Origin of the sequence: Nocardiopsis listeri NBRC 13360 (genome assembly GCF_001570765.1) — a bacterium.
Lineage (GTDB): Bacteria > Actinomycetota > Actinomycetes > Streptosporangiales > Streptosporangiaceae > Nocardiopsis > Nocardiopsis listeri.
This window is the reverse complement of the sequence record NZ_BCSH01000029.1, coordinates 16,635-41,035: the sequence shown is the minus strand read 5'-3', so window position 1 is coordinate 41,035 and position 24,401 is coordinate 16,635. Positions and strand designations below refer to the sequence as shown.

Genomic DNA, 24,401 nt, shown 5'->3' with positions numbered 1-24,401 from the left:
GGGTCTTCAGGACTGCGCGGAGGCCATGACGGCCTCGTCGACGTCGCGTCCTTCGCGTTCGGCCTCGGCCTGGGCGAGTAGGACGCGCTTGTAGTCGCGCGGCATGACCTTGGCGATGCGGTCCAGGCCCTGGTGGCCGGCGACCAGGAGGCGTTCGGCGACGGTGGATCCGGTCTCGGCGTGGTGCCGGGTGAGGACTCCGGTGAGGAAGTCGCGGTCGTCGTCGGTGAGTTCCTCGATCTCGACCATTTCTCCGTTGACTCGTTCGGGGTCCAGGTCGAGGACGTAGGCGACGCCTCCGGACATGCCGGCGGCGAAGTTGCGGCCGGTGCGGCCCAGGACGATGGCGCGGCCGCCGGTCATGTACTCGCAGCCGTGGTCGCCGACGCCCTCGACGACGGCGGTGGCTCCGGAGTTGCGGACGCAGAAGCGTTCGCCGACGATGCCGCGCAGGTGGATCTCGCCGGAGGTGGCACCGTAGGCGATGACGTTGCCGGCGATGATGTGGTCCTCGGCGACCAGGCGTGAGTTCTCGTCGGGGCGGACGATGACACGTCCGCCGGAGAGGCCCTTGCCGACGTAGTCGTTGCCGTCGCCTTGGAGGCGCAGGGTCACGCCCTTGGGGATGAATGCGCCGAAGGACTGTCCGGCGGATCCGGTGAAGGTGATGTCGATGGTGTCGGTGGGCAGGCCCTCGGCCCCGTAGCGCTTGGTGACTTCGTGGCCGAGCATGGTGCCGACGGTGCGGTTGACGTTGCGGACCGGTAGTTGGAGCGCCACGGGCCGGCCGAAGTCCAGGGCGCCCTCGCTGAGTTGGATGAGGGTGTTGTCCAGGGCCTTTTCCAGGCCGTGGTCCTGGTCGCGCCGCCGGGAGCGGTGGTCGCCCGCGATGGGTTCGACCTCGTGCAGGATGGGCGACAGGTCCAGGCCTTGTGCCTTCCAGTGGTCGACGGCGTCGGCCGTGTCGAGCAGGTCGACGGAGCCGATGGCCTCGTCGAGGCTGCGGAAACCGAGCCGGGCGAGGTATTCACGGACCTCCTGGGCGATGAACTCGAAGAAGTTCACGACGTACTCGGCCTTGCCGGAGAACCGTTCCCGCAGGAGCGGGTTCTGGGTGGCGACGCCGACGGGGCAGGTGTCGAGGTGGCACACGCGCATCATGACGCAGCCGGAGACGATGAGGGGTGCGGTGGCGAAGCCGTACTCCTCGGCGCCGAGCAGGGCGGCGATGACGACGTCGCGTCCGGTCTTCATCTGGCCGTCGGCCTGGACGACGATGCGATCGCGCAGTCCGTTGAGCAGCAGGGTCTGCTGGGTTTCGGCGAGGCCGAGCTCCCAGGGGGTACCGGCGTGCTTGAGGGAGGTCAGCGGCGAGGCACCGGTGCCTCCGTCGTGGCCGGAGATGAGGACGACGTCGGCGTGCGCCTTGGACACGCCGGTGGCGACGGTGCCCACGCCCGCTTCGGAGACCAGCTTGACGTGGATCCGTGCGGAGGGGTTCGCGTTCTTGAGGTCGTGGATGAGCTGGGCGAGGTCCTCGATGGAGTAGATGTCGTGGTGGGGCGGCGGTGAGATGAGGCCGACGCCGGGGGTGGAGTGCCTGGTGTGGGCCACCCACGGGTAGACCTTGTGGCCGGGCAGTTGGCCGCCCTCGCCGGGCTTGGCGCCCTGGGCCATCTTGATCTGGATGTCGTCGGCGTTGCCGAGGTAGTGCGAGGTGACGCCGAAGCGGCCGGAGGCGACCTGCTTGATGGCACTGCGTCGCAGGTCCCCGTTGGGGTCGCGGGTGAACCGGTCGGGGTCCTCGCCGCCCTCTCCGGTGTTGGACTTGCCACCGAGGCGGTTCATGGCGATGGCGAGGGTCTGGTGTGCCTCGGCGGAGATGGAACCGTAGGACATGGCTCCGGTGGAGAAGCGCTTGACGATCTCGGAGACGGGTTCGACCTCGTCGATGGAGACGGGTTCGCGCACGCCTTCCTTGAGTCGGAAGAGCCCGCGCAGGGTCATGAGCTTCTCGGCCTGGTCGTCGATCCCGTTCGTGTACTCCTTGAAGATCTCGTACTTGCGGCTCCGGGTGGAGTGCTGGAGCTTGAAGACCGTCTCGGGGTTGAACAGGTGGGGTTCGCCCTCGCGGCGCCACTGGTACTCACCGCCCACTTCCAGGCGCCGGTGGGCGTTGGGGTTGGCGGTGTGGGCACGGCGGTGGCGCATGGCGACCTCTTCGGCGAGGACGTCGAAGCCGACCCCGCCCAGGCGGGAGGTGGTGCCGGTGAAGCAGCGGTCGATGACCTCTTGGCCCAGCCCCAGGGCCTCGAAGATCTGGGCGCCGGTGTAGGAGCTGACGGTGGAGACACCGATCTTGGACATGACCTTGAGGACGCCCTTGGCGTAGGCCTTGAGGGTGTTGCGCACGGCGGTGTCGGCGTCGACGTCGGCGAGGGTGCCGCGCCGGACCAGGTCGCGGACGGTCTCCAGGGCCAGGTACGGGTTGACCGCGGAGGCGCCGTAGCCCACCAGGAGGGCGACGTGGTGGCATTCGCGGACGTCGCCGGCCTCGATGACCAGGCCGACCTCGGTACGGGTCTTCTCGGAGATCAGGTGGTGGTGGACGGCTCCGGTCAGCAGTAGTGACGGAATGGGGGCGCGGGTGTCGTCGGCGCGGCGGTCGCTGAGGACCAGGACGTGCGCGCCGTCGGCGATGGCCGCGGAGACCTCGGTCGCGATCTCGGCCAGGCGCGCGGAGAGGGCGTCACCGCCGCCGGCGACGGGGTAGGTGCCGTCGACTGTGAAGGTCTTCAGCGCGGGGTCTGCCCGCCCCGCGGCGACGATGGCGGCCAGTTCGGTCTCGTCGACGACCGGGGTGGGCAGGACGAGACGCCGGTCGTCGCCGGGGCCGACGCCCAGGATGTTGTGTTCGGCGCCCAGGAGCGTAGCCAGGCTGGTGACCATCTCCTCGCGGATGGCGTCCAGCGGCGGGTTGGTGACCTGCGCGAAGTTCTGTGAGAAGTAGTCGAAGAGTTGGCGCGGGCGGTCGGACAGGGCCGCCACCGGGGTGTCGGTGCCCATGGAGCCGATGGGTTCGGCGCCGGTGCGGGCCATCGGGGTGAGGATGATCCGAAGTTCCTCCTCGGTGTAGCCGAACACCCGTTGGGCGAGGTCCAGCTCGGTGACCGGGGTGGGTTCGGCGGTGGGGAGGTCGTTCAGGCGCAGGACTCCGGCGTCGATCCACTCCTGGTAGGGATGCTCGGCGGCGAGGTCGGCCTTGATCTCCTCGTCCTCGATGATGCGCCCTTGGGCGGTGTCGACCACGAAGATGCGGCCGGGCTGCAGTCGGCCCTTGCGCACGACGGTGGCGGGGTCGATGTCCAGGACGCCGGCTTCGGAGGCCAGGACGACGAGGCCGTCCTCGGTGACCCAGTAGCGGCCGGGGCGCAGACCGTTGCGGTCCAGTACGGAGCCGACGAGGGTGCCGTCGGTGAAGGACACCGAGGCGGGCCCGTCCCAGGGCTCCATGAGGGTGGAGTGGTACTCGTAGAAGGCCCGCACGGCCGGGTCCATCTCGGTGTGGTTCTCCCAGGGCTCCGGGATCATCATCAGGACGGCGTGCGGCAGGGAGCGGCCGCCGAGGTGGAGGAGTTCCAGGGCGTCGTCGAAGGAAGCGGTGTCGGAGTCGTCGGGGTCGACGATGGGAAAGACGCGGTCCAGGTCGCCGGGGATGAGGTCGGTGGCGAGCTTGGCCTCTCGCGAGCGCATCATGTTCCGGTTGCCCTTGACGGTGTTGATCTCACCGTTGTGGGCGACGTAGCGGAACGGGTGGGCCAGGGGCCAGGACGGGAAGGTGTTGGTGGAGAACCGGGAGTGGACCAGGGCTAGACCGGAGGTGTAGCGCCGGTCGGACAGGTCCGGGAAGAACGGCTCCAGTTGGGGCGTGGTGAGCATGCCCTTGTAGGCGATGGTGCGCGGGGACAGGCTCGGGAAGTAGACGTCGGTCTCGTGTTCGGCGCGCTTGCGGACGCAGTAGGCGTAGCGCTCCAGGTCGATACCGGTCAGGCCCTCGGTGGTGCCGCCCTCGCGGCCGGTGATGAACAGTTGCCCGAAGTAGGGCATGACCTCGCGAGCGGCGGGGCCGCTGTAGCGGGGTTCGAAGGGGACCTCGCGCCAGCCCAGGAGGGTGAGGCCCTCTTCGGCGACGATGGCGTCGATCCGCTCCACTGCGGCGGCTCGTGCGGCCGCGTCGGCGGGGAGGAAGCCGATGCCGGTGGCGTAGGCGCCGGCTTCGGGAAGGTCGAAGTCGCAGACCTCGGCGTAGAGCTCGTGGGGGACCTGGGTCAGGATGCCCGCGCCGTCGCCGTCGTCGGGGCCGGCTCCGGATGCGCCTCGGTGGTCGAGGTTGCGAAGGACGGTGAGCGCCTTGTCCACGATGGCGTGGCTGCGGCGGCCGGTGAGGTCGGCCACGAATCCGACACCGCAGGCGTCGTGTTCGTGGGCGGGGTCGTACAGGCCCTGGGGAGTGGCTTGGGGGTTCGTTCGGATGGACGAACGCCGCACGTTTCCAGCAGGCATCTACCCTCCTGTCGTCGTTCTGTCGGCTTTGTGAAAAGCGCATTCGGGACGACATTGGCCCTGCTGCGTACGTGATGGAGTTGTGGCCCGCCGCCGTGGGCGCCCCGGGGCACCCGCCGTGTCGCGTTCACGTCCTCGTGACGCCGGTGGTGTGCGGGCCGCCCGATTTCGGGCAGGTTCTCTTATACACGCCGGCCCGGTGACGATGCGAATCGCCGTGTGTTCGGCGTTCTCCGCTCGTGTCCCTCTCGGTTCCGCGCGATCGCGCTTCTTTTCCGATGACGGTCGGCCTTGCCGTTTGTTCCACGCGCGAACCCCGCTAAACCTTCCCGGGCGCGGTGAAGACCGGACCATGGCCCGATTTTCACCATGGCAAGGCGGCGTCCACCTGCGTGATCCCAGGTCATATCGCTGTTAACGCGTTTCCCAAGGGGGATGAACATGAACCGGGGAGTGATATCTCCCTCATCGGTGACGAACCACCCTGACCTGCGTCACCGGTGTGGTGCGCACACCGTGGGAGGATCGCCGAATGGCAGGACACCCGACTTCCCCCGGCCCGGATTCCGGGACCTCAATCGACCCCGAACGCGCACCGGGTAGCCCGGTCCAGGATGGCCTGGCGGCGCCCGACCCCGGTTCGGGCCCTCCCTTGCCCGAAGCAGCGGAGACGTTCCTCACCGAGTACGGGATCGACGCCCCGCGCCCGCGCCTCATCCTGGCGCTGCTCTCCGACGGTCGTTGGTGGAGCGCCAACGACCTGGTGCGAGCCGGCGGCATCGCCCACTCCGTGGTGCGTTCGCTACTGCGGGTCCTCGACGACGCCGACGAGGTGGCCAGGGACGGCGACCGCTATCGTCTGCTGCGCCCTTCCCACTACCAGGGTGCGACCGCGCCGATGCCCGCCGACCCGGTGGCGCACATGTTGCCCGATCACCCGCGGGCCGCCGCGGAGCTGGTGCGGGCGGTGGCCGAGGGGCCGGCCTCCGACCTGGACCTGGACCACGTGGCGGCGACGGCGGAGACGGCCCTGCGCCGTGCCCTGTTCCTGAGCACCCGTTTCGACCTGACCCGGCGCACCCTGTTGTGCGTGGGCGACCACGATCTGACGTCACTGGCTTTGGCGTTGGTGCTGCCCGGGGCGAAGGTGGAGGTCGTGGACCTGGACGAGCGGGTCCTGGAGCACATCGACACGGTGGCCGAGCGTCTGGGCGTGACCATCCGCACGCACAGCGCCGATCTGCGGTTGGGGCTACCCGAGAGGTTGCGCGAGCGCGCCGACGTGGTCTTCACCGACCCGCCCTACACCCCGGACGGCGTGGAGTTGTTCGTGCGCCGTGGAGTGGAGGGGCTGGCGGACCCGCGCAAGGCCCGGGTGTTGGTGGCCTACGGAGCCAGTGAGACCACACCGAAGCTGGCGGCCGCCGTCCAGACACGGTTGGTGCGGATGGGGTTGCTCATGGAGGCGGTGTTGCCGGACTTCAATCGTTACCTGGGCGGGGAGTCGATCGGTGCCGCCAGCGACCTGTACGTACTCCGACCGTTGTCGAAGACGTTGCCCTCCCCCACCGGTGAAAGCGCCCGGGTGTACAGCCAGGGCGTCAACGCCAAGGAGGTACGGGGCGGAGCGGACGTGGAGCGGGCCCGAGCGGTGCTGGATCGGGTCACCGAGGACGGCGCCGGGCGGCGCCACGAGGAGCAGGGCTCTCCGGCGTTGGTGGGCGACTGGCCCCGTGAGGTGTGCAAGGAGGTCCGGGTACGTCTGTCCACCTGGATGGACTCTCCCACCGCGGTGGGCCCGTGCGCGGTGATCGACCTGACCGGTGGTTGGGACCGGATCGCGGCGCGGGTGGCGTTGGCCACGACCGCGGACAACGCCTACGTCCTGGTGCCGTCGTCGTCCAAGTGGGTGCGCGACGAGGCCGGGCAGAAGGCGTTCCGGTCGATGGTGGAGCCGGGGATGCGGGTGCGGTTCCTGCGCGGATTCGGTGCCTCGGACCTGACGGCGATCCGGTTGGAGCGCGACCCCGAACCGGGTGGGAGTTCGGGCCGGTTGTTGGCCCACGTCCAGGGGCGTGCGCACGGGTCGCTCACCACGACGCTGCGGACCGGCCTGATGGAGGTGACGGCTTGGGGCGGGCGGCCGGTGAACAAGCGCACGGCCCGGCAGGCGGTGGCCTCGGCCCCGGCGTGGTTGCCCGGGCACACCCTGCTGGACCTGCCCGAGCACCGGTTCCCGGATCTGCGGATCCTGGCCTCCGAACTGTTGGCCAGGGTGGAGGAGGTCAGGGCCGGCTGACGGCCTCCTCCCGAGCAAGACGGCGGGCCCACGGAGAACGACTCTCCGTGGGCCCGCCGCACGTTCGGTGGGTGTCGCCCCGGTTCTACTGCCCGGGCACCGCCGGGACCTCGGCCTCGCCGGGCAGTCCCTCCTGCTGACCGGGGACCTCGCCGGGGACCTCTTCGGTGCCGGGTTCGGTACCGGGCTCGCCCCCGGTCTCCTCGGTGCCTTCGGTGCCCTCGGTTCCCGTACTCTCATCGTCGTCGTACTCGATCATGCGACGGAAGAGCGGGTCACGGAAGTTGGCCAGGGCCACCAGCGGGGTGGACAGGGTGACGCGTTCGTCGACCGAGTCGGAGTCGGTGGGTTGGACCCAGACCACGACCAGGTAGTGGCCGCTGACGATGGCGTCGGCGGCGCTGTAGCCCGAGCCGAGACGATCGAAGGGCTCGGCGCCGGAGGGCGGCAGCACGAACCCGGGATCGACGATCTCCTCCTCGGGCTCGCCTCCCTCGGGCTCGGGCAGGTTCAGGGCCTCGGCCACCGCACGGCTGCCCTCGACGTCGGCCAGGTTGAACACGGTGGCCACACCGAAGTAGTTGTCGGAGAGGTAGGCGGCACGTCCGGCCTGGCTGCATTCGGCGTCGGCGAGGGCCTGGGTGGCCTGCTCGCCCCACACCGTGCTGGAGCAGTCGTCGGTCAGCTCCGACTCCTCCAGGGTGAAGTCGATGCTCTGGCTGGAGATCTCGGCGTTGCGGCGTTCGAACAGCTCGCCCTCGTTGAGGACACGACCGTCGATCTCACGGGAGGCCAGGACTTCGTTCATGTTCCCGGCGTCGCGGACCTTGTAGTCGGCCGGACGGGTCTGCGGGGCGGCCGCTTCGCTCCCCTCGTCCCCCGACAGCTGGAAGAACAGGACCACGCCCAAGGCGACGAGGGCGACGACCAGCGTCCCGACGAGGACGACCAACGTCCGACCGAAGCGTCGGGGCTCTTTCTTGCGTCGTCCACCGCTTCGTCGGCGACCGCCCTCCTGGGAGGGGGCGGGGGTCTGCTGTTCGTCGGGTTCGTTGTTCTTCCTCCGGCGACCCGGCCTGCCAGGCGTCGAGGGTTCAGAAGAGGACACCCAAAGGACCTTTCCGTGGGTTCGGGCCGGTCACCTGTGGTGACCGGCCCGCTTGCGCTCGAGTTACGAGGGGAGGGAGCTTCCACCTCGGACACGACCCCGGCGGGCGGGTCGATCTGTCCGAGATCCTATCGGGACGTCCGACAGGGCCGGACAGGGCCGAGGTTCGGCTCGCGCTACTCGCCCTCGTCGCCCCGGTAGGCGACGACCTCGTCGTAGACGAAGGAGAACGCGCTCATGGAGGCCACGTCCAGGGTCGCCAGGTCCGAGTCGTCTCCGGGTTCGGAGCCGTCGGTCTTGGCCGTCCAGAACACGGCCAGGTAGTGGCCCATGACCTGGGTGCTGGCCTGACTGTAGCCCTCCTGCAACCCTTCGACGTCCTCACCGGTCTGGCTCAGCAGGAAGCCGATGTCGGTCTCGGAGTTGGTCGGGTCCAGGGCCGCCGCGGTGTCGGTGGCGGCCTCGCTGTCGGCCAGGTCGAACAGCGTCACCTGGGCGACGTACTCGTTGTCGGAGTCGGTGTAGACACCGGAGGCCGCGTTGACGCAGTCACCGTCGATCAGGCTCTGTCCGAGCTCCTCGCCCCACACCATGGAGGTGCAGGAGTCGGTGACGGCGGAGTCGCGCAGCTCCAGCTGCATGTCCCCCAGTTCCAGTTCACCCACGGAACCGAAGACCGCGTCCTCCGTCATGGGCTCGGCCTCGGCGGGACGTTCGTCGATGGGACCGAACACCTCCGGGTCGTTCTCCTGGAAGCGGTACTGCTCCGGGGTCAGGGTGCTGTGGCCATCGGGCGGGGCGACCACGCTCTGATCGCCTCCGCTGGATCCGCCGGCCCCGCTGAAGAGCTGGTAGGCCAGCACCGCCAGGAGTGCGACCAAGGCGATGCTGAAGGCGCCCAAGAGCACGCCCAGCACGGCGGTGCCGCGCTTGCGCTTGCTCTGTTCGGCCAGGGTGTAAACGATCTGGTTGGGCCGGTCCCCCAGGACCGAGACCTTCTTGATCGCGGACGCGGAGAAGGCGGAGACGCGGCCCACGCCACGCTTCTCCTTGCCCTTGCGTCGTCCCCCTCGACGACCGCCCACCGCTTCGCCGGCCCGGGGATCGTCCCCGCCGCGGTCGTCGTAGTCGGTGTCGTCGTATCCGGTGTCGTCGTAGTCGTACTCCTCGTAGGAGTCCTGGTCACCCGACCGGTCCTGGGCGTGTCCGTACTCGGCGGAGAAGTCCTCCTCCGGGTCGTAACCCTGGTCGTACAGGTCTTCGTCACGCCCGTAGTCGGAGTGCTCTTCGGCGTGGGTGCCGGCGGCGCGACGGGAACCGCCACGCCGCTTCTTGCGTCCGAAACCGGACTCGGCTCTGCTCACGGTCTTTCTCAAATCATCAACCCGTGGTCTGCTCGACTGGTGCGGAAATGGCCCGCGGCGCCTGCGGCCACGGGCCGCGGCCCCGAAATCAGGCGTCCCGCGTTACTCGGGCTTCGACCCGGAGTCGTCTCCCGCGCCCTTGGCGTCGTCCTCCGTCGAGCCCTCGCTACTAGATCGCTCAGGGCTCGGGTGGTATTCCGTACCGGCTTCGTTGGACACGCCACTGTCCTGGTCGAACGCCGATCCCTCGGTGTCGACCGCGCTGTAGACGGTGCCCTCTTCCTCGGCCCTGGCACCGGTGTCACCGAAGACCTGGGTACCGGCGTCCTGGCCGTGGGGGACCACGGCGGTGGAGAAGCGGTCGAGACGGGTGCCGGCCCACGCGAAGAAGGCCAGGGCTCCCAGGAACACGACGATGGAGGTCCAGTTGTTCAGGCGCAGACCGAAGAAGTCGTTGGCCGGGTCCACACGCAGGTACTCGATCCAGAAGCGGCCCACGCAGTAGCCCATCACGTAGAGGGCGAACAGACGCCCTCCCTGGAGGGAGCTCTCGAAGCGTCGGCCCAGGTAGGCCAAGAGGACGGCCAGGCCCAGGCACCACAGGGATTCGTACAGGAAGGTGGGGTGGTAGGTGGTCACACCGGGTTCCATGCCGGCGCGCAGGTAACCCTCGGGGGTGAGGTTGATCTCCACGGCCCAAGGCAGGTCGGTGGGGCGACCGAACAGCTCCTGGTTGAAGTAGTTGCCCCAGCGACCGATGGCCTGGGCGAGGGGGATGGTGGGGGCGATGGCGAAGGCGAGCTTGGACATCGACAGTCCGCGCTTGCGGGCGACCAGCCACACACCGACCGCGCCGAGGGGAACGGCTCCCCAGATACCGAGTCCGCCCTCCCAGATGAAGAAGGCTCGGATGGGTTCCTTGCCCGGGCCGAAGTACAGCTGCGCGTCGCTGATCACGTGGTAGAGACGGCCACCGATGAGCCCGAGGACGACCGCCCAGACCGCCATGTCCATGATGGTGCCGGGCTCACCGCCCATGGCCTTCCAGCGGCGCTCGCTCCAAAAGACGGCGACGATGACACCGGCGAGGATGCACAGGGCGTAGAAGTGGATCTCCAGGGGCCCGATCGGGATCGAGTTGATCTGGGGGCTGGGAATGGCCGCGAGGGCGCGGCCGTACTCGACCGCGCCCTCCGAAGCCGTCGACGACAATGTCACTGCTCTGCTCTCGGATCCGCCCCGCGTGCGGGGAGTCTGTTCAGGGGTTCTACTCCGCGTCACCCCCGTCGGCCGCCGGCTCGGTCTCGACTTCGCCCGCGCCGGCGGAGGCGATCGCCTCGGACAGACCGCGTGCCGTCATGGCGGAGTTGTTGTCGAGCAACTCGCCATTGATGTAGACGGCGGGGGTGCCGCGGAACATGTTGTCTCCGCTGTAGCGAGTGTAGGCCGTTCCGGTGGCGTCGATGATCTCGCCCGTGTACGTCCCGTCGAGGAAGGCGGGGTCGTGTCCGTTGTCGGCTCCCCAGGCGAGCAGGTCGGTCAGGACCATGGTGCCGAGGGTCTCCTCACCGATCTGTTCGGTGGCGTCCGCGGTCAGGGCCGGCAGGAACTCCTCGGTGAATTCGGTGACGACCTCGGCCTCGGCGTCGACGCGTTCGTCGAACTCGCTCGCCTGGGCCTCGTCGGCGTCGGTCTGGCGGAACCATTCCTTGAGTTCGTCGACGGTGAAGCCCTCGCGGCCCTCGGCCGGCTGGTTCTCGAAGAGCAGGTCGTTGTACTCGACGAAGACTCCGTGGTCGGCGGCGGCCCGTGCGGCGGCGCCGCCGCGCAGCGAGTTTCCGCTGATGGGTGTCGGCTGCTGGGCGAAGATGCTGACCGGCCGGAACTGGACGATGGCCTCGCCGCTCGCGGCGCGTGCCTTGAGGAGGTCGCCGTTGAGGAGCTCGAACTGGCGGCAGGCGGGGCACTGGTAGTCGGCGTACACCTCGACCACGGGCGCGGAGACGCCCTCGTCGGCCATGACGACGCTGCCGTCCTCTTGGAGGACCTGGGCCGCCAGTTCACCGTCGTAGCCCTCGTCCTCACCCGAGGTCATGACGGCGTAGCCGATCCCCACGATGAGCAGGACCACGGCGGCGGCGATACCGACGACGAGGAGGTTCTTCTTGCGTCGGGCGGCCCGCTTCTCCTTCTCCCGCTGTTCCTTGAGCTTCTCGCGGGAGCGCTTGCGCGCTTCACTCCCCATGCTTTCCTCTGTTTCTGACTTTCGGGTGGTCGATCGTCGTCTCGGTGCTCGTCGGGGTCACCGGTACAGGCCGAGGACGCGGTCGAGGGCGAAGGGTGAACGGGGCCAGATCGCGATGAAGGCCCCCATGGCGCCGAAGGCGATGTCGCGGGCGATGGAGAGCCCGTAGGTGGTCTCCCCCGGGTCGACCTGGCCGCCACCGCCGAAGCAACCGCAGTCGATGGACAGGCCCCTGACCATGGCGGAGACGATCCCGGCGATGAAGGCGACCATGAGGATCGCGCCGATCGCCCCGGCGTAGCGGGTGGCCAGGCCGAGCAGGAGCAGCAGTGCCAGGGCGAGTTCGAAGAGCGGAAGGGTGTAGCCGATGAGTCGGGCGACCTCGGTCGGGAAGAGGTCGTAGGCCTCCACGGCCTGGATCGACAGGGCCGGCGGGTACTTGGTGACGGCGGCGGTGATGAGGACTGCGGCCAGACCGAGGCGGCAGGCGAGGCCGACCCAGGGCTGGATGGTCTCCCAGCGCGTGGGGGTCTTCGGGGTGTCGTCGATCGTGTCCGTCATCTGGCGCCTTCGGAAGGGAGGGGATCGGTCTACCACGAGCCTGGCGCGGGTTCCGCGTCCGGCCGCTCTTCACGTCGGAACAGATCCTACTGTCTGTAGTTCACGGGTGACACAGGGGTCCCGGGTCCAGGTGCCCGAAGGGCACTCCCGGACACTCCGGGCACCCGTCATCTCACCATCGAATCCGCCCTCATGGGGCCGGTTCACGTGCTTTCGTGGCTTCTTCTCACCCGATTCTCACTCTCTTAACCCGGGTCTTGACCAGGCGAGGAAAAGATGGGCCGCACCGTGATGATGCGGCCCATCACCCGGGACGTGGGTCCCTGGATGACCTCGGAGGGGCCCGCCTAACGGGACCGAACGCCCTCGGCCAGTTCCTCGGCGAAGGAGCGGACGGCGACCAGGCCGGTCTCCAGATCGGGTGCGTCCAGGATCCGCTGGCAGAACCCGGCGCCCACGATGACCCCGTCCGCGTAGGCGGCGACCTCCGCCGCCTGGGTCCCGTTGGAGATTCCCAGTCCCACGCAGATCGGCAGTCCCGAGTCACGGGTGACCTCGCGGGTACGGCGGACCAGGACCTCGGCGGTGTCGGAGACCTGGGCGCGGGTGCCGGTGACGCCCATGAGGGACGCCGCGTACACGAAACCGCCGCAGGCCTCGGTGGTCAGCGCCAGACGACGGTCCGAGGAAGAGGGCGCGACCAGGAAGACGCGGTCGATCCCGGCCTTGTCGGAGGCGGCGACCCACTCGTCGGCCTCCTCGGGGATGAGGTCGGGGGTGATGACCCCGCTCCCCCCGACCTTGGCCAGTTCGGTGGCGAAGCGCTCCACCCCGTAGCGTTCGATCGGGTTCCAGTAGGACATGACCAGGGCGGCTGCGCCGGTGGCGGCGGTGGCCTCCACGACCTGGAACACGTCGTCGGTGGTGGTGCCGGAGTCCAGGGCCAGGCCCGCGGCGCGCTGGATGGTGGGACCGTCCATCATGGGGTCGGAGTAGGGCAGACCGACCTCGACGACGTCGCATCCGCCCTCCACCATGGCCTGGACGACCCGGATGGAGGACTCCACATCGGGGAACCCGGCGGGCAGGTAGCCGATGAGCGCGGCACGGTCGGCCTCGCGGGCCTGGGCCAGCTTGCTCCGCAGTGTGGTGGTCGGCATCATGCCTGTCCCTCCGAGTCGACGAGGCCGAAGTAGTCGGCTGCGGTGTTGACGTCCTTGTCCCCGCGCCCGGAGAGGTTCACCAGGATGACGGAGTCGGGGCCCAGTTCCCTGCCCAGGCGCAACGCGCCGGCCAGGGCGTGGGCGCTCTCGATGGCGGGGATGATGCCCTCTGTGCGGCACAGAAGCCGGAAGGCCTCCATGGCCTCGGCGTCGGTGACCGGCTCGTACTTGGCGCGACCGGTGGCGGCCAGGTGGGCGTGTTCGGGGCCCACCGCCGGATAGTCGAGTCCGGCGGAGATGGAGTGACTGGGCAGGGTCTGGCCGTACTCGTCCTGCAGGACGAAGGTTCGGGCACCGTGGAAGACACCGGGGCTGCCCGCTGTGATGGAGGCGGCGGTCCGGTCGGTGTCGGCGCCCTCTCCCCCGGCCTCGAAGCCGTACAGGGCGACGTTCTCGTCGGGGACGAACGCGGCGAAGATCGCGATGGCGTTGGATCCGCCGCCCACGCAGGCGGCGACGGCGTCGGGCAGCCTCCCGACGAGTTCGAGGACCTGTTCACGGGCCTCGGCGCCCACGACGAAGTGCAGGTCCCGCACCAGCTTCGGGAAGGGGTGCGGGCCGGCGGCCGTGCCGAACAGGTAGTGCGTGTGGTCGACGTTGGCGACCCAGTCGCGGAACGTCTCGTTGATGGCGTCCTTGAGGGTGCGGCTGCCGATGGTGACGGGGACGACCTCGGCACCGAGCATGTTCATACGGGCGACGTTGAGCGCCTGGCGTTCGGTGTCCTGCTCGCCCATGTAGATACGGCAGTCCAGCCCCAGGAGGGCACAGGCGGTGGCGGTGGCCACGCCGTGCTGTCCGGCCCCGGTCTCGGCGATGACGCGGGTCTTGCCCATGCGCTTGGCGAGCAGGGCCTGGCCGAGCACGTTGTTGATCTTGTGCGAGCCGGTGTGGTTGAGGTCCTCGCGCTTGAGCAGGATGCGGGCTCCGCCGGCGTGCTCGGAGAAGTTGCGCGCTTCGGTGAGCAGGCTTGGTCGCCCGGCGTAGGACTTGAGCAGGTGGTCGAGTTCGGCCTGGAAGTCGGCGTCATCCTTGACCTTGGCCCATTGGGCCTCGACCTCGTCGAGGGCCGCGATGAGGGACTCGGGCGCGAAACGGCCACCGAAACGGCCGTAGTGTCCGCCGTCGTCGGGCACCGGTAGAGCGTGGCTCATGGGAAGTTCTCCTGGAAGGAGGCCGACCGCGGCGTTCCCCCGCCGGCGTCCGCGCCGCGGAGGTGCCGCGCGTCGACCGGTGTGCGCCGCCGGCTCCGGCGGCGGGTCGGTCAGGGGTCAACGCGGCGGCGGGAGTCCGCGGACAGGTGTGTCCACGGGCTCCCTAGAGCCATCGCCATCTGCGCGGAAGCGCGTGCGTGGGCCGCTCCGTGCGCGTGGTCGTCGTTCCCATCGGTCGTGGTTCCCTGTCAGTTCCGGTCGCGCAGAGCCGGGTGGGCTCCGGCGGTGACCAGGTCGGCGACGGCCTCGCGCGGATCGCGTCCGCGCACCAGGCTCTCTCCGACCAGGACCGCTCCGGCTCCGGCTCCGGCGTAGGCCAGCAGGTCGTGCGGGCCTCGAACCCCGGACTCGGCGATTCTGACGCGGTCCGCGGGGATGAGCGGGGCCAACCGGGCGAAGGTGTCCCGGTCGACCTCCAGGGTCTTGAGGTTGCGCGCGTTGACGCCGATGACGGTGGCGCCGGCGTCGAGGGCGCGGGCGACCTCCTCCTCGTCGTGGACTTCGACCAGGGGGGTCAGGCCCAGGGAGCGGGCCCGTTCGACCAGGGAGACCAGGGCCTCCTGGGGCAGTGCGGCGACGATGAGCAGGACGGCCGAGGCTCCGAAGACGCGGGCCTCCCACAGCTGGTAGGAGCTGACCACGAAGTCCTTGCGCAGCAAGGGGGTGTCGACCGCGGCGCGGACGTTCTGGAGGTCCTCCAGGCTGCCGTTGAAGCGACGCTCCTCGGTGAGCACGCTGATCCAGGTGGCGCCACCGGCCTCGTAGTCGCGGGCCAGGGCGGCGGGGTCGTCGATGGTCGCGAGCGGCCCCTTGGAGGGGCTGGCACGCTTGACCTCGGCGATCACGTGGACACCGGGGCGGCGCAGGGCGGCTTCGGCGTCCGCGGGGACGGGCACCGTCTCGGCCTTGGCCTTGAGGCGGTCCAGCGGAAGGGACTGCTGCCGCTGCGCCAGGTCCGCGCGTACTCCCTCGAGGATCTCGTCGAGCACGCTCACCAGTTCTTGCTCCCTCGTGAAGTATCGGTTCACGGTGACCGATCCGGCTCCTGGGGCGCGGGTCGGCTCGGCGGGCTTTGGGACGCGTCACCGTCACACCGTGTGGTGGTCATGGTATCCACCTCGGACCGCGTGGGGGTCGCCGCCCCCCTGCAGGTCGGAGGTTTCGTGGTCACCAGGCGGGCAGGATCGGGGTGCCCGGGGCGAGGAAGGAGAACCAGGGCAGGTTGCGCAGCACCCAGAAGGCGACGAAGACTCCCAGGATGGCCCAGGCGAGCCAGGGCCTGACCACGACGACGCGTCCGGGTCCGGGATCGGAGCGCAGGGAGCGGGTCAGCCAGGTCACGTAGGCGTAGGCGAGGTAGGGCAGGCACAGCATGAGCAGGGGGTTCATGCTCGCGGCCCCGAGCAAGTCCAGGTGGGTGAGGGCGGCCATGGCCCGGGTGGTGCCACAGCCCGGGCAGAAGGTGCCGGTGAGCGCCAGCCAGGGGCAACCGGGATAGCCGTTGCCGGGGTCGTTGGGGTCGACGGTGTGCAGGATCGCCGCTCCGACCAGGCCGAGGACGCCCAGGGCGATCGGCCAGGTTCCGGGGTGGACGCGCGCGCCGAGGGCCCCGAGCCGGTCGGCCAGGGAGGGGCGGGCGGACGTCGCCGCGGGGGTGTCGTCGTGCTGCACGGACCCAGCCTATCGAGGCCCCGAAGGGCCGGGGAGACGACTTCGCCCCCGGCGGTGCCGAAGGCGAAGTCGTGATGGTGCGAGGTCGGCGTCTCGATGTCGCGCCGACGCTCGATCAGTAGTACGTCGGGGCGGTGGAGGCCGCACCGATGATGATCACCACGAAGATGATGTAGACCACCCAGAACAGCACGTGCAGGATGAAGGCGATCAGACCGATGATGCCGCAGATCTTCGCGGTGTTGGCCGCGGACTCGGCGCCGGCGTAGTCGCCCATCTGCCACTTGCTGTTGACCTGCAGCGCGAAGATGAGGCCGATGATGCCCACGATCATGCATCCGAAGATGCCCATGATGTTGAAGGCAAGGTAGTTCTTGGGCGGCTCGGCGCCGACCGGGGGCTGTCCCCCGAAGCCGGGCTGGCCTCCGCTGGGCGGACCGTAGCCGCCGGGAGGCGGGCCGTAGCCACCGGTGCCACCGGGAGGAGGGCCGGGGTTGCCGGGAGGCGGGGGACCATAGCTCATGAGTGGAGTGTCTTTCCGGAAGAGGACAAGGGGTTCTGTCTGATGTGATGCAGCCTGGGCACACGTGGTTCCGACGAAGGACAAGGTCGGGACTCACCAGACACGGCGGGCCGGCGAATTCGAATCATGGCAGATCGGCGAGACAGCGCCGACCGGCTTCGAATACGGCGGAAAGGGCCGGTCCTGAGAATGTACCCGTCCCGTGGGACCTACGTCCATTTTACGTTACTCATCCGTTGTGAGCTGCGCTTTTTCGGCCCCCTCCACCCCCGACGTCGCTAGTTGCCGCTCGTGGCCGTGGCCTCACGGCCCGTCTCCCACTCCTCGCGCGTGGGCGGCACCGGGCGCGGCGCCTTGCGTCCCAGGCCGGCCTTCTTCATCACACCGGCGATCACGGCGAGCACGACGCTGGTGGCCAGGGCGATGACGGTCCACGTGATCAGGGAACCGCCCATGATGATGATGACCGCGGCCACGGTCCAGGCCACGATCCAGGAGAGGGTGAGGAACCAGGCGGAGACGGTGTTGCCGTGGTCGTCGTGTTCTTCGAGGTGCGCGTCGGCCATCAGTGGTTCTCCTTCGGTTCGGCCGTCCGGTCGGTCGGCTTTACGGGTTCTGTGTCATCACCGGGTTCGGCTCGGTCCGCCCGTGGGTCTTGGGCGGGCGTGCCGTCGCCCGGGGAGTCGAGTGTGGGGTCGTCACCGGCATCCAGGGATTTCCACAGGTCGGCGGGCGTCTCCGCCTTCTGCGGGCGCGGTGCGGCGTCCCGATCGTACCGGTTTCCCATACCGGGCCAGGAAGGGGCGCGCACAATGGCGACGAGGCCGCTGAGAATCAACAGGACCGCGCCGGTCGCTCCCATCACAGGTCCCAGGGCGTGGACCTCGGGGGCGCCAACGACCTCGCCGGTGCCCGCGGTGTCGGTGGCGAACTCGGCGATGGCCGAGGTGAGCGTGCCGGGCCGGGTCGCCGACCACAGGGCGGTGAGCGCGAACGCGCCGCAGGCGGCGACGAGGGCACCCACCACGCGTCGGAGCCGGGAGCGGGCCGCGTAGAGTCCGGCGATGCCGGCGAGTCCCGCCCAGCCCAGGCCGCTGAGGGCCCCGGTGAGGTCTCCGCCGGTGACCTCGACGGGAATCGGGGCGACGGGGCCGGGTGAGCCGAGCATGCCGCTCACCCACACGCGCCCGGACGCGGCGAGCATGAGGGCGGCGCCGGCGGCCATGGCGAGCGTGACGATCCCGTACTCGCGTCCGGTGCCCGTGGATCGGGCGGAGGTGGAGGTCACAGCAGCCGCCCCGCGTCGAAGCAGGTGTGGTCTCCGGTGTGGCAGGCCGCACCGGTCTGGTCGACTCGGACCAGGAGGGTGTCGCCGTCACAGTCGAGTGCGACCGACACCACACGCTGGGTGTGGCCGGAGGTCGCGCCCTTGACCCAGTACTCGCCCCGGCTGCGGGACCAGTAGGTGCCCTCGCGGGTGGTGAGGGTGCGGTGTAGGGCCTCGTCGTCCATCCAGGCGAGCATGAGGACCTCCCCGGTGTCGTGCTGCTGCACGATGGCGGGGACGAGTCCGTCCGGGTTCCGCTTCAGTCGCGCGGCGATGTCCGGGTCGAGGTTGGTGACGCTCATGCCACCAGGTTATGGGCGACCGGGGAGCGTTGTTCACCGGGTACCGACCAACGAGGGGATGACCGCGGGTTCTAGAGTGCGAGCGTGCAGGACGACGCCCCGTGTCCCCGACGACCTGGAAGGTGCCCACTTTGACCGCCGAGTCCCTGGCCGCCGATCTGGCGGGCAAGCCCGACGCGCTGGCCGCGCTGGCCCGCAGGTTTCCCCGTTGGGACCCCTACGCCGCGCTCCCGGCCCTGTTGGACGACGAACCCGCCTCGGTGCGGTTCCTGGCGTTGGGTCCGGCGCGGCGGGCGTGCGAGGTGGCGGCGGCACGATTGCGGCGGGCGGGGATCGGGGCGAGCGCCGACCCGTCGACCTCGGCGGAGGAGCCTCCCGCGGGCGCGGAGACCCTCGTGGTGGCGGTGACCCTGGGCGACGGTCAACGGGAGCTGAGCACGGTCCTGGACCGCTACGTGGGGCGCTCTCCGGTGGTGGTGCTGGCGCCGGACGCCGACACCGTGGTGGCGCGCTACGCGGACCTGCTGGTGCCATTGCACGCCGGAACGGAAGCGTCGAGGCTGGGATGTCGCGCCTACCAGCACGCCCTGGCCTTGTTGCTGTTGTTGGGGCATCGGTTGGGCGCGCCCGTGGGCGGTAGCGGGAATTTCCCCGGCTTGCTGCTCCGGGTGGCCAACGCGGTGGGGACGCTGCTGGACAAGGCCCCCGACTGGGTCCCCGAGGCCGCGGAGGTGTTGGACTCCCCCACTGGTGTGCACCTGGTGGCGCCGGCGGAGCGGACCGCCTCGGCAGGGCAGGGGGTCCAGGTGTTGCGCCGGGGTCCGGTCCGCCCCGCGTACGAGGCGGAGACCGGAGAGTGGTCGCACACCGATCGGCACCTCGCGGCGGTGACGGACTACCGGGCGTTGTTGTTCGCCGGTTCCCTGTACGACCAGAGGTTCGCCGAGCACCTGGTGCAGTTGCGGGGCGCGTTCGTGACGGTGGGCGCCACCCCCGACCGCGAACGCGTGCCGGGGGCGGCGCTGACCCTGCGATATCCGGGTGACGGCGACCCGGACGTGCGCCTGTTGACCGAACCGGTGGTGGCCGAACTACTGGCCGCCCACTGGTGGGGGCTCAGGCCGAAGAGCTGACCCAGGAGGCGTGCAGGTCCGCGTACACGCCCGGGCGGGCCACGAGTTCGTCGTGGGATCCGCTCTGGACGATGCGGCCGTCGTCGAAGACCAGGACCCGGTCGGCGGCCTCGGCGGTGGACAGCCGGTGGGCGATGGCCACGGAGGTGCGGCCTCGGGTGAGCCGGTCCAGGGCGCGCTGGATGCGCGTCTCGGTGTGCGGGTCCACGGCCGAGGTGGCCTCGTCGAGCACGAGGAGGTCGGGGTCGGCGACGTAGGCGCGCACGAGGGCGACGAGTTGGCGCTCCCCCGCCGACAGGGACTCGCCGCGCTGGCCGACCGGCGTGTCCAGACCGTGGGCGAGACTGCCCAGCCAGTCGGCGAGACCGAGCTCGGTGACGGCGGCCTCCAGTTCGACGTCGGTGCTTTCCGGGCGGGCGAAGCGGATGTTGTCGCCCAGGGAGCTGTCGAACAGGAAGCCTTCCTGCGGCACCATCACCACGCGGCTGCGCAGCGAGGAGAAGGCGACCTCGCGCAGGTCGACCCCGTCCACGAGGACGGTACCGGTGTCGGGGTCCATGAGCCGGGTGAGCAGCTTGACGAAGGTGGTCTTGCCGGAGCCGGTCTCGCCGACGACCGCCACCCGGCTGCCCGGTGTGATGCGCACCCCGATGTCGTCCAGGACGACGGGACCCTCGGGGTAGGCGTAGGTGACGTGGTCGAAGTCGACCTGGACCGCTCCGCGGGGCAGGAGGCGGCCGGCCTCGCCGGGGTCGGCGATGTCGGGGACGGTGTCCAGGACGCCCAGGACGCGCCGCCAGCCGGCGATGGCGTTCTGTGCCTCGTTGAAGATCTCGGTGGCCATCATCATGGGCTGCACGAACAGCGTCATCAGGAACAGGAAGGCGATGAGCTGTCCGGCGGTGAGGTCGCCGCCCACGCCCAGCCAGACACCGACCATGACGACGGCGGCGTTGGCGATCGCGGAGACGATCTCGGCGAAGGGCGACACCGCCATGGAGAGTTGTTGTGCCCTGACCTGGGCCTTGCGGGTCGCCAGGACGGTGGTGTCGATGCGGCCGGCGGTGCGCTCCTCGATGCCGTGGGCGCGGATGACGGCGGCGCCCATGACGGTCTCGCCGATGGCGCCGAGCATGTCACCGGTACGTTCGCGGACCTTCAGATAGGCCTTGGACAGGAGCTTTTGGAGCCAGCGGACCCCGAACAGCAGCGGCAGGAAGCAGAGCCACACCACGATGGTGAGCTGCCAGGAGTAGATCGCCATGAGGATGGTGGCGACCAGGAGTTGGCCGGTGCTGACCAGCAGGAGGAGCCCGCCCCACTGCATGAAGTGGCTGATCTGGTCGACGTCGCCGGTGACTCGGGAGACCAGGGCTCCCTTGCGTTCACTGTTCTGGGTCAGGACGGACAGGTCGTGGACGTGCCGGAAGGCCTTGCGGCGCAGGGTGGCCAGCCCGGACTCGGTGGCCCGGTACAGGCGCAGGTTCATCAGGTAGGAGCAGAACATGGTGACGACCAGCAACGCGGCGCAACCGGTGACCATGCGGGTGACGAAGGTCAGGTCGGGGCCGCCCTCGGCGGCGAGGCCGTTGTCGATGATCTGCTGCACGGCGATGGGCACGATGACCTTGCCGGCGGTGGCGACCAGGGCGAAGACGAGGGTGAGCCACAACCCCTTGGCGAACTCCGGGGAGAGTCGCAGGCCGCGCTTGATCGTGCCGAAGGCGCCGTCGTCGCTGCGGTGCAGGGCCGGTGCCCGGTCACCCGTGGGGCGCGGCCCCTCGGTGTCCCGGGCCGACCTGTCGTCGGTACGGGTCCGTGTGGGTGCGCTCATCGGGTGTTCTCCTCCTTGGAGTCGGTGCCTTGTCCTCGAAGGTGGGGTTCGGCCGGTCCCGGTTCCTCGGGTATCGGGGTGCGTTCCGCCTCGTTCTCGGCGGAGGCGCGTTCGTAGGCGGTGACCAGGCGGTTGTATCCGGGCGACGTGGTGAGGAGTTCGTCGTGGGTACCGCGTGCCAGGATGCGGCCGCCCTCCATGTAGAGGACCTCGTCGGCGAGTTCGATGGTGGCGCGTCGGTAGGCGACCAGGACGACGGTGGCGGCGTCGTCGCGTTCGCGCAGGCCGGCGAGGATCTGTGCCTCGATCTGTGGGTCGACCGCGGAGGTGGCGTCGTCCATGATGAGCAGGCGCGGGTGGCGCACGATGGCGCGGGCCAGGGCCAGGCGTTGGCGTTGGCCGCCGGACAGGGTGGTGCCCTTCTCGCCGAGTTCGGCGTCGAGTCCGCCGTCGAGCGCGCCGATGAACCCGTCGGCGCGGGCCAGGCGCAGGGCGGCCCAGACCTGCTCGTCGTCGACGTCGATGCCCAGGGTGATGTTGTCGCGGACGGTGTCCTCGAACACGAAGGTGCTTTGTGGGACGAGCGCGGTGGTGTGGGGCACCTGGTCGCGGGCCAGCTCTCGCAGGTCGACGCCGTCGTAGGCGACGGTTCCGGTGTCGGGGTCGACCAGGCGCATCAGGACGGTGGTGAGGGTGGACTTGCCCGATCCGGTGGGGCCGACGATGGCGACGGTGCGCCCGGGGACGATGTCGAGGTCGACGCCGTTGAGGACCATGGTGCGACGTTCGTGGACGTCGGCGTCGTCCATGAGGTCGCGTCCGCCGCCCTCGACGTCGTAGGAGTCGGCGTAGGAGAAGGTGACGTCGCGTGCGCTCAGGGCCAGACCGCGGGGCGAGGGTTCCAGGACCCGGTCGCCGTAGACCATGGATCCACCGGCTCCTAGGACGGACTGGACGCGGTCCCAACCCACGACACTGCGGGGCAGGTCGCCCAGGAGCCAACCGAAGGAGCGGATGGGTTGGGCCAGCAGGGTGAACAGGAAGGCGATCTGGACGAGTTCGCCGGGGTCGATGGCGCCGGTGGACAGGCGCCACATGCCCAGGAGCAGGACGGCGAGGACGCCGAGGTTGGGCAGGGACTCCATGAACGGGTCGAACATGGAGCGCAGCCGGCCGACCTGGATGAGGGCGTCGCGCAGGCGGTGGGCGGCATCGGCGAAGCGTTCGGTCTCGGTGTCCTCACGACCGAGGGTCTTGACGACCAGGGCCCCGTCGAAGGACTCGTGGGCGACCCCGCTGACCTCGGCGCGCAGCGACTGGGCGCGGGAGGCCATCGGGGAGACACGGCGTTGGAAGATGACGTTGGCGAGGGCCAGGACCGGGAAGACGACGAAGGCGACCAAGGCGAGGACCGGGTCGGTGACGACCATGGCGATGGCGGCGATGACCAGCATGAACACGCTGCCCACGGCCATCGGTAGGGGTGCGAGCGGCTGCCAGGTGGCCTCGACGTCGGCGTTGGCGTTGGAGAGCAGCTGTCCGGTGGGGTGACGGTGGTGCCAGGAGAGCGGCAGTTCCAGGTACTTGCGGGCGACGGAGCGTCGGTAGCGGGCCTGCATGCGGAACTGCATGAAGCCGGCGAGCAGACGTCGGATGGCCAGGCCGATGGCCTTGCCGAGTCCTACGGCCAGGAGCAGGCCGGCGGCCCCGGTCAACGCCGCCATGGTGGCCTCGCCCGCGGCGAAGGCGGGCAGGATGGTGTGGTCGGTGATGTGCCCCAGGACCGAGGCCGACGCGACGGTGACCGCGGCGTGCGTCATGGCGCCGCCGACGGCGAGGAGGAAGATCCAGGGTTCGGTGCGAGCGGCCACCCACAGGACCCGTAGACCGCGGGTGAAGACCCGTTTGTACTGGGCCCGCCCGGAGGTGTCACCGGTGGACGCGGACCCGGAATCGGATCCGGGGGCGCCCTCCCGTTCCTCCGGTCTCGCCGTAGTCGTGCCCTGCGCCATGCGCCCCCGCTTTCTGTTCCCGGACCGGTGAACCGGTGTGTTCGCACCCCGACGGGCCCGGTTGCGGCCGGGTTCGGTCGTGGGGTGTCCGCACAACCTATCCAGCGGCACCGACAAGCTTCCACCGGATTGTTTCAGCGCCGGACGCATCCGGGCTATTCCGTCCGAACGAACTTCTGTTCGCCTGGCATGGGGAAGGCCCGGACGCCCCCTCCTGGGGTGTCCGGGCCCGTGTGGCGCGTCAACGGCGAGGAATCGTCGTCGAACTAGTGGTAGGCGCGCTCGCGCTCGGCCTCCTCGACGCCTTCGGTCAGAACACCGGCCTCGGCGTCCTCCGTGCCTTCGGCCTCCTCGTCCGGGGCCTCTTCCGCGGCGACGTCATCGCCGGAGGCGTCGGCCGCGGCCTCACCCTCGTAGGTGACCACACCCTTGTAGCTCAACCACCCGAAGGCGCCGTCGACGCCGATGCCGAGCTCCTCCTGTGCGGCCTCGACCGCGGCAGCGGTGTCCTCGTCGTACAGACCACTGGCCTCGTCCAGGTCCGCGCCGAACTTCTCGTTGAGGATCGCCTTGATGCCGATGACGGCCCAGCCGCGGTCACCGACCTCGTAGGCGTCGGCCTCGTTCGGGAAGTGCAGGTTGCGGATCTTGATCCAGGTCTGCGACTCCAGGGTGGCGTCGTCGTTGAGGTTGTGGTGGTCGTCGAACTCGGTGACCGTCGCCTCTACGTCCTCGGTGAACTCGTCACCGGGGCCCGGGGTGATGAACCCGAGGTCGTTGAGGAAGGAGAGGGCGAACCGGATGTCGACGCTGGGGCCGGGGTTCTCGATCGAGTAGCCGGGCCAGCTCTGGGCCTCGATCTGCTCGATGACCTCGGCGGAGGTGCGCTCCAGGTCGTCGGCGGACGCGGAGGGGGCGAAGAGGGCCGCCCCGCTCAGGGCGACGAACCCGGCGGTCGCCAGAGTAGCGATTCGACGGATGACTCCGCCGGTGAAGTGATCGGACATGATGGTGCGAACTCC

Annotated in this window: 19 protein-coding genes; 2 read left to right on the top strand and 17 right to left on the bottom strand. The window is 69.7% G+C overall.

What is annotated here, in order from left to right; genetic code table 11:
• Window positions 1–6: 6 nt before the first annotated feature.
• The gene (gene gltB, locus NLI01S_RS10375; RefSeq protein WP_067602978.1) at window positions 7–4,563 is read right to left on the bottom strand and encodes a glutamate synthase large subunit; all 4,557 of its coding nucleotides are present in this window, start codon (window positions 4,561–4,563) and stop codon (window positions 7–9) included.
• A gap of 532 nt (window positions 4,564–5,095) precedes the next feature.
• Between gltB and NLI01S_RS10370 the strand changes: the two genes are divergently transcribed.
• Window positions 5,096–6,862, top strand: a complete 1,767-nt coding sequence (locus tag NLI01S_RS10370) for a bis-aminopropyl spermidine synthase family protein (protein WP_067602975.1) — start codon at window positions 5,096–5,098, stop codon at window positions 6,860–6,862.
• A gap of 85 nt (window positions 6,863–6,947) precedes the next feature.
• Here NLI01S_RS10370 and NLI01S_RS10365 read toward each other — a convergent pair whose 3' ends face one another.
• The 13 genes from NLI01S_RS10365 to hisI all read right to left on the bottom strand — a co-directional run bounded on the left by NLI01S_RS10365 (window position 6,948) and on the right by hisI (window position 18,400).
• Complete coding sequence (locus NLI01S_RS10365; RefSeq protein WP_084392464.1) at window positions 6,948–7,970, bottom strand: hypothetical protein; 1,023 nt, start codon at window positions 7,968–7,970, stop codon at window positions 6,948–6,950.
• 176 nt (window positions 7,971–8,146) lie between these two features.
• The gene (locus tag NLI01S_RS10360) at window positions 8,147–9,334 is read right to left on the bottom strand and encodes a hypothetical protein (RefSeq protein WP_067602969.1); all 1,188 of its coding nucleotides are present in this window, start codon (window positions 9,332–9,334) and stop codon (window positions 8,147–8,149) included.
• A 102-nt stretch (window positions 9,335–9,436) separates the two neighbouring features.
• On the bottom strand, window positions 9,437–10,546 hold the full coding sequence (lgt, locus tag NLI01S_RS10355; protein ID WP_067603087.1) for a prolipoprotein diacylglyceryl transferase: 1,110 nt from the start codon (window positions 10,544–10,546) through the stop codon (window positions 9,437–9,439).
• Window positions 10,547–10,601: 55 nt separating this feature from the next.
• A complete protein-coding gene (locus tag NLI01S_RS10350) occupies window positions 10,602–11,579 on the bottom strand; it encodes a DsbA family protein (protein ID WP_067602966.1) in 978 nt (325 codons plus the stop codon).
• Window positions 11,580–11,636: 57 nt separating this feature from the next.
• Complete coding sequence (locus NLI01S_RS10345) at window positions 11,637–12,140, bottom strand: MauE/DoxX family redox-associated membrane protein (protein WP_067602963.1); 504 nt, start codon at window positions 12,138–12,140, stop codon at window positions 11,637–11,639.
• 347 nt (window positions 12,141–12,487) lie between these two features.
• Window positions 12,488–13,300, bottom strand: coding sequence for a tryptophan synthase subunit alpha (gene trpA, locus NLI01S_RS10340; RefSeq protein ID WP_067603084.1), 813 nt, complete (start codon window positions 13,298–13,300; stop codon window positions 12,488–12,490).
• The gene (trpB, locus tag NLI01S_RS10335; protein WP_067602960.1) at window positions 13,300–14,517 is read right to left on the bottom strand and encodes a tryptophan synthase subunit beta; all 1,218 of its coding nucleotides are present in this window, start codon (window positions 14,515–14,517) and stop codon (window positions 13,300–13,302) included. The genes trpA and trpB overlap by 1 nt, the downstream gene beginning before the upstream one ends.
• Before the next feature lie 248 nt (window positions 14,518–14,765).
• Complete coding sequence (gene trpC / locus NLI01S_RS10330) at window positions 14,766–15,572, bottom strand: indole-3-glycerol phosphate synthase TrpC (RefSeq protein WP_067603081.1); 807 nt, start codon at window positions 15,570–15,572, stop codon at window positions 14,766–14,768.
• Window positions 15,573–15,744: 172 nt separating this feature from the next.
• A complete protein-coding gene (locus NLI01S_RS10325) occupies window positions 15,745–16,248 on the bottom strand; it encodes a DUF2752 domain-containing protein (RefSeq protein ID WP_067602957.1) in 504 nt (167 codons plus the stop codon).
• A gap of 115 nt (window positions 16,249–16,363) precedes the next feature.
• The gene (locus NLI01S_RS10320; protein ID WP_067602954.1) at window positions 16,364–16,771 is read right to left on the bottom strand and encodes a CD225/dispanin family protein; all 408 of its coding nucleotides are present in this window, start codon (window positions 16,769–16,771) and stop codon (window positions 16,364–16,366) included.
• A 278-nt stretch (window positions 16,772–17,049) separates the two neighbouring features.
• Window positions 17,050–17,337: an HGxxPAAW family protein gene (locus NLI01S_RS10315; RefSeq protein ID WP_067602951.1), complete on the bottom strand. Its 288-nt coding sequence runs from the start codon at window positions 17,335–17,337 to the stop codon at window positions 17,050–17,052.
• Entirely contained in the window at window positions 17,337–17,996 is a 660-nt protein-coding gene (locus NLI01S_RS10310) for a Trp biosynthesis-associated membrane protein (RefSeq protein ID WP_067603078.1), read from the bottom strand. The genes NLI01S_RS10315 and NLI01S_RS10310 overlap by 1 nt, the downstream gene beginning before the upstream one ends.
• A gap of 59 nt (window positions 17,997–18,055) precedes the next feature.
• Complete coding sequence (gene hisI, locus NLI01S_RS10305; RefSeq protein WP_067602948.1) at window positions 18,056–18,400, bottom strand: phosphoribosyl-AMP cyclohydrolase; 345 nt, start codon at window positions 18,398–18,400, stop codon at window positions 18,056–18,058.
• Window positions 18,401–18,531: 131 nt separating this feature from the next.
• Here hisI and NLI01S_RS10300 point away from each other — a divergent pair, with 131 nt between their 5' ends.
• Window positions 18,532–19,533: a sugar isomerase gene (locus NLI01S_RS10300; protein WP_067602945.1), complete on the top strand. Its 1,002-nt coding sequence runs from the start codon at window positions 18,532–18,534 to the stop codon at window positions 19,531–19,533.
• Here the strand turns inward: NLI01S_RS10300 and NLI01S_RS10295 are convergent.
• The 3 genes from NLI01S_RS10295 to NLI01S_RS10285 all read right to left on the bottom strand — a co-directional run bounded on the left by NLI01S_RS10295 (window position 19,517) and on the right by NLI01S_RS10285 (window position 24,386).
• Window positions 19,517–21,367, bottom strand: a complete 1,851-nt coding sequence (locus NLI01S_RS10295) for an ABC transporter ATP-binding protein (RefSeq protein ID WP_067602942.1) — start codon at window positions 21,365–21,367, stop codon at window positions 19,517–19,519. The genes NLI01S_RS10300 and NLI01S_RS10295 overlap by 17 nt on opposite strands.
• On the bottom strand, window positions 21,364–23,379 hold the full coding sequence (locus NLI01S_RS10290) for an ABC transporter ATP-binding protein (RefSeq protein WP_067602939.1): 2,016 nt from the start codon (window positions 23,377–23,379) through the stop codon (window positions 21,364–21,366). The genes NLI01S_RS10295 and NLI01S_RS10290 overlap by 4 nt, the downstream gene beginning before the upstream one ends.
• Window positions 23,380–23,645: 266 nt before the next feature.
• Entirely contained in the window at window positions 23,646–24,386 is a 741-nt protein-coding gene (locus NLI01S_RS10285; RefSeq protein ID WP_067602936.1) for a peptidoglycan-binding protein, read from the bottom strand.
• Between the last annotated feature and the right edge of the window lie 15 nt (window positions 24,387–24,401).